Below are 3,869 nucleotides of genomic sequence, written 5' to 3'. Positions count from 1 at the left end.
CCTCAGCCCTGCCCCTCTCCTTTGGAAAGGGCTTCCCCGCATCCTTTTCGAAAAGCGGAGAGGATGTTCAGGCGAACCAGCCGGGCAGCCGGTCGGTACCGATCAGTTCCTCATAGCTCTGGCGCGGGCGCGTCACGGCATAGGCATCGCCCCTGACCATGACCTCGGCGACCAGCTGACGCTGGTTGTAGGTCGAGGACATCGATGCGCCATAGGCACCGGCCGTCATGAAGGCGACGAGATCGTTCTGTCGGAGCCGCGGTAACGAGCGGCCGGTGGTGAAGGTGTCGCCCGATTCGCAGATCGGCCCGACGACGTCATAGGCGATCTCGGGCCCGCCGATCGCGGGCTCGGCTACCGGCCAGATCTCGTGATAGGCCTCATACATCGCCGGCCGGACGAGGTCGTTCATCGCGGCATCGACGACGAGGAACTGCTTCGTCGGGCGCGGATTGAGATGCAGCACGCGGGTCAGAAGAACGCCGGCATTGCCGACGATGAGGCGGCCCGGCTCGAAGCCGAGCTCGACATCGAGCCCCTTCGTCACCTTGGCGACCATCTCGGCATAGGCCTCGATCAGGCCCGGCCCGTAGTCGAAGGTCTTGGGGATGTCGTAGGGGATGCCGAGCCCGCCGCCGAGGTCGAGCCGGTCGACGCGATGGCCCTCGCCCTTCAGGTCGCCGACCAGCGCGACCATCTTGGAATAGGCCGCCTCGAAGGCGTCGATCTCGCGGATCTGGCTGCCGATATGGACGGCGAGGCCCATGATCCGCACGCCCGGCATGTTGGCCGCGCGCGCGTAGAGCCGCCCGACCTCCTCGAAGGAGACGCCGAACTTGTTCTCGGAGGAGCCCGTGGTGATCTTGGCATGGCCGCCTGCGCCGATGTCGGGATTGACCCGGAACACCGCCTCCTGCCGCTTGCCGAGCGAGGCGGACACCTTCGACAGCAGGTCGAGCTCGCTCTCGCTCTCGATATTGACCTGATAGATGCCGGCCTCGACCGCGAAGCGCAGCTCCTGCTCGCTCTTGCCGACGCCCGAGAACACGATCTTCTCCGGCGCAATGCCGGCCGCCAGCGCCTTGCGCACCTCGCCCTCGGAGACGGTGTCGATGCCGGCGCCCAGCGCACCCAGCGTCTTCAGCACGCCGAGATTGCCGTTGGCCTTCATGGCGTAGAAGACATGCGCCTTGCCGGCCGGGGCCGTCTTCTTCATCGCCGCGGCGAACAGCTTGTAGTGCCGTTCGATGGTGGCGGTGGAATAGACATAGACCGGCGTGCCGACCTCGTCCGCGATGCGCTTGAGATCGACGCCCTCGGCATGAAGCGAGCCGTCGCGATAGGCGAAATGATGCATGGACTTAACGGGCCTTCGGAAGCCTTGCAGCCGCCGACGCCGCCACCCGGGCGGACGCCGAACGGCGCGAGCGGATCACATCAGGGGGTCGAGGATGAACGGCTTGTTCGGCACGACGACCGCCTTGTTGGCCTTGACCGGCTTCGCCAGAACCGAGGCCGAACCATAGGACGAGACGTCATTCGCCTGTCCACCGATCTGGTCCTCGGGCAGGTCGATCGCCCCGGTCGCGTTCGGCGGCGCCTCGAGCGGCCCCTTTCGCCCGCAGGCGGCGAGTGCAACGGCCAGAAGGCCGACGACCAGCAGGGTGCGGCCGAATTTCAGGCGGGAATCAAGCACGAAAGCGAACCCTCGGAACGAAGCGTGGCGGGACAGTAGCGGAGGATGCGGCGGAGCGCGAGGCTCTCCGCCGCCACAGCCTCAGCCTTTCGCGAGCTGCTTGAGCCAGCGCCGCGCCTGCTTGCGGACATTGGCCGGCGCCGTGCCGCCATAGCTGACGCGGCTCTTCACGGACTGGTCGACGCCAAGAACGGCGAAGATGGCCTCGGTGATCTGCGGCTCCACGGCCTGCATCTCGGCGAGCGAGAGCTTCTCCAGCCCGACCTTCTTCTCGGATGCGATGCCGACGAGGCGGCCGGTGACGTGATGCGCGTCGCGGAACGGCATCTTGAGCACGCGCACGAGCCAGTCGGCGAGGTCGGTCGCTGTGGCATAGCCGAGGCCCGCCGCCTTCTTCATCACCTTGAGATCGGGCTGCATGTCGCGGACCATGCCGGCCGTGGCGGCAAGACACAGCGACAGCGTCTGCAGCGCATCGAAAGTGCCTTCCTTGTCCTCCTGCATGTCCTTCGAATAGGTCAGCGGGAGGCCCTTCATCATGGTCAGCAGTGCCTGGAGCGCGCCGAACACACGTCCCGCCTTGCCGCGCACCAGTTCGGCCGCGTCGGGGTTGCGCTTCTGCGGCATGATCGAGGAGCCGGTCGAGAATGCGTCCGACAGCTTCACGAAGCCGAATTGCGGGGTCGCCCAGAGCACGATCTCCTCGGCAAGGCGCGAGAGATGCATGGCGCAGATCGAGGCGGCAGAGAGCGTCTCCAGCACGAAATCGCGATCCGAGACCGAATCGAGCGAATTCGCCGTCGGGCGGTCGAAGCCCAGCGCCTTCGCGGTCATGTGGCGGTCGATCGGGAAGGAGGTTCCAGCGAGTGCGGCCGCGCCCAGCGGGCATTCGTTGAGGCGCGCCCGGGCGTCGCGGATGCGGCCGCGGTCGCGCGCCAGCATCTCGACATAGGCGAGCAGGTGATGGCCGAAGGTGACCGGCTGGGCCGATTGCAGATGGGTGAAGCCCGGCATCACCGCCCCCGCATAGGTGTCCGCCTTCTCGGCGAGCGCCTGCTGGAGGTCGGCCATCTGGCCGTCGATCTCGTCGAGCGTGTCGCGCACCCACAGCCGCATGTCGGTCGCGACCTGGTCGTTGCGCGAACGGGCGGTGTGCAGGCGCCCGGCGGCCAGGCCGATCTTGTCCTTGAGGTTGGACTCGATGTTCATGTGGACGTCTTCGAGCGCGCGCGAAAACGTGAAGGCCCCGCTCTCGATCTCGCCCTCGACCTGCTTGAGGCCCGCCGTGATCGTCGCGACGTCATCCCTGGTCAGGATGCCGGTCTCGGCCAGCATGGCCGCATGCGCGAGCGAACCGCGGATATCCTGGCGCCAGAGCTTCTTGTCGAAATCGATGGAGGCGTTGATCTCCTCCATGATGACGCCCGGACCTGTGGCGAAACGCCCACCCCACATGCGATTGCTCACGACGGTCTTTCCTGCTTCTAGGGCGCGATGAGGTCTCGAACGATCATTCTTGCCGCAGCCGGGGCGCTGGCCCTCCTCGCCCTCGGCGGCGGCGCAGCCTTCTACTCCGTCACGGGTGATGCCGGCAACGGATCATGCAGCGCGGCGCGCACGACCGCCGAGCGCATGAAGCCCCTGGTCAAGGGCGAGGTCGCGGCCGTCGAGATCCGCCCGCGCCCGCAGCCGGCGCCGGAGCTCGCCTTCAACGGCCCGGACGGCCAGCCGACGACGCTCGCCTCGCTCAAGGGCAAGACGCTGCTGGTCAATCTCTGGGCGACCTGGTGCGCGCCCTGCCTGAAGGAGATGCCCTCGCTCGACGCGCTCCAGAAGGAGATGGGCGGGCCGGACTTCGCGGTCGTCGCGATCAACATCGACACGCGCAATCTCGACAAGCCGAAGACCTGGCTCGCGGAGAACAAGGTCACCGCCCTGCCGTTCCATGGCGACCCGCAGGCTGCCACCTTCCAGGCGCTGCGCAAGGCCTACAAGGTGGAGGGCATGCCGGTCAGCCTCATCATCGACAGGGAGGGCTGCGAGCTCGGCATCATCCAGGGCCCGGCCGACTGGGCAAGTGCCGATGCGAAGGCGCTGATGAGGGCTGCCATCGGCAAGCCCTGACGGCAATGTCCGCGCAATCGCCATGCGTTGACGAACTCTCGTCGCATTG

At 66.9% G+C, this 3,869-nt stretch carries 4 protein-coding genes; 1 reads left to right on the top strand and 3 read right to left on the bottom strand.

The features are described 5' to 3' along the window. Nucleotides 1–67: 67 nt before the first annotated feature. From lysA to argH, 3 genes are all read right to left on the bottom strand, one after another. Nucleotides 68–1,357, bottom strand: a complete 1,290-nt coding sequence (lysA, locus tag ACIPIA_RS11855; protein WP_400509720.1) for a diaminopimelate decarboxylase — start codon at nt 1,355–1,357, stop codon at nt 68–70. Between the two features lie 75 nt (nt 1,358–1,432). Beyond that, nucleotides 1,433–1,696, bottom strand: coding sequence for an LPS translocon maturation chaperone LptM (gene lptM, locus ACIPIA_RS11850; RefSeq protein WP_400509718.1), 264 nt, complete (start codon nt 1,694–1,696; stop codon nt 1,433–1,435). A gap of 81 nt (nt 1,697–1,777) precedes the next feature. Next, nucleotides 1,778–3,163: an argininosuccinate lyase gene (gene argH / locus ACIPIA_RS11845; RefSeq protein WP_400509716.1), complete on the bottom strand. Its 1,386-nt coding sequence runs from the start codon at nt 3,161–3,163 to the stop codon at nt 1,778–1,780. A 27-nt stretch (nt 3,164–3,190) separates the two neighbouring features. Between argH and tlpA the strand changes: the two genes are divergently transcribed. Continuing rightward, the gene (gene tlpA / locus ACIPIA_RS11840; protein ID WP_400509714.1) at nt 3,191–3,820 is read left to right on the top strand and encodes a thiol:disulfide interchange protein TlpA; all 630 of its coding nucleotides are present in this window, start codon (nt 3,191–3,193) and stop codon (nt 3,818–3,820) included. The last annotated feature ends 49 nt before the right edge of the window (nt 3,821–3,869 follow it).

Source organism: Allobosea sp. CER48 (genome assembly GCF_044752385.1).
Taxonomy (GTDB): domain Bacteria; phylum Pseudomonadota; class Alphaproteobacteria; order Rhizobiales; family Beijerinckiaceae; genus Allobosea.
The sequence above is the reverse complement of the archived record's forward strand: the minus strand, read 5'-3'. Positions and strand labels throughout refer to the sequence as shown.

What these genes read in the sequence shown, in the direction of transcription:
- lysA (WP_400509720.1), bottom strand. Translation starts at nt 1,357, where the DNA reads ATGCATCATTTCGCCTATCGCGACGGCTCGCTTCATGCCGAGGGCGTC.
- tlpA (WP_400509714.1), top strand. Translation starts at nt 3,191, where the DNA reads ATGAGGTCTCGAACGATCATTCTTGCCGCAGCCGGGGCGCTGGCCCTC.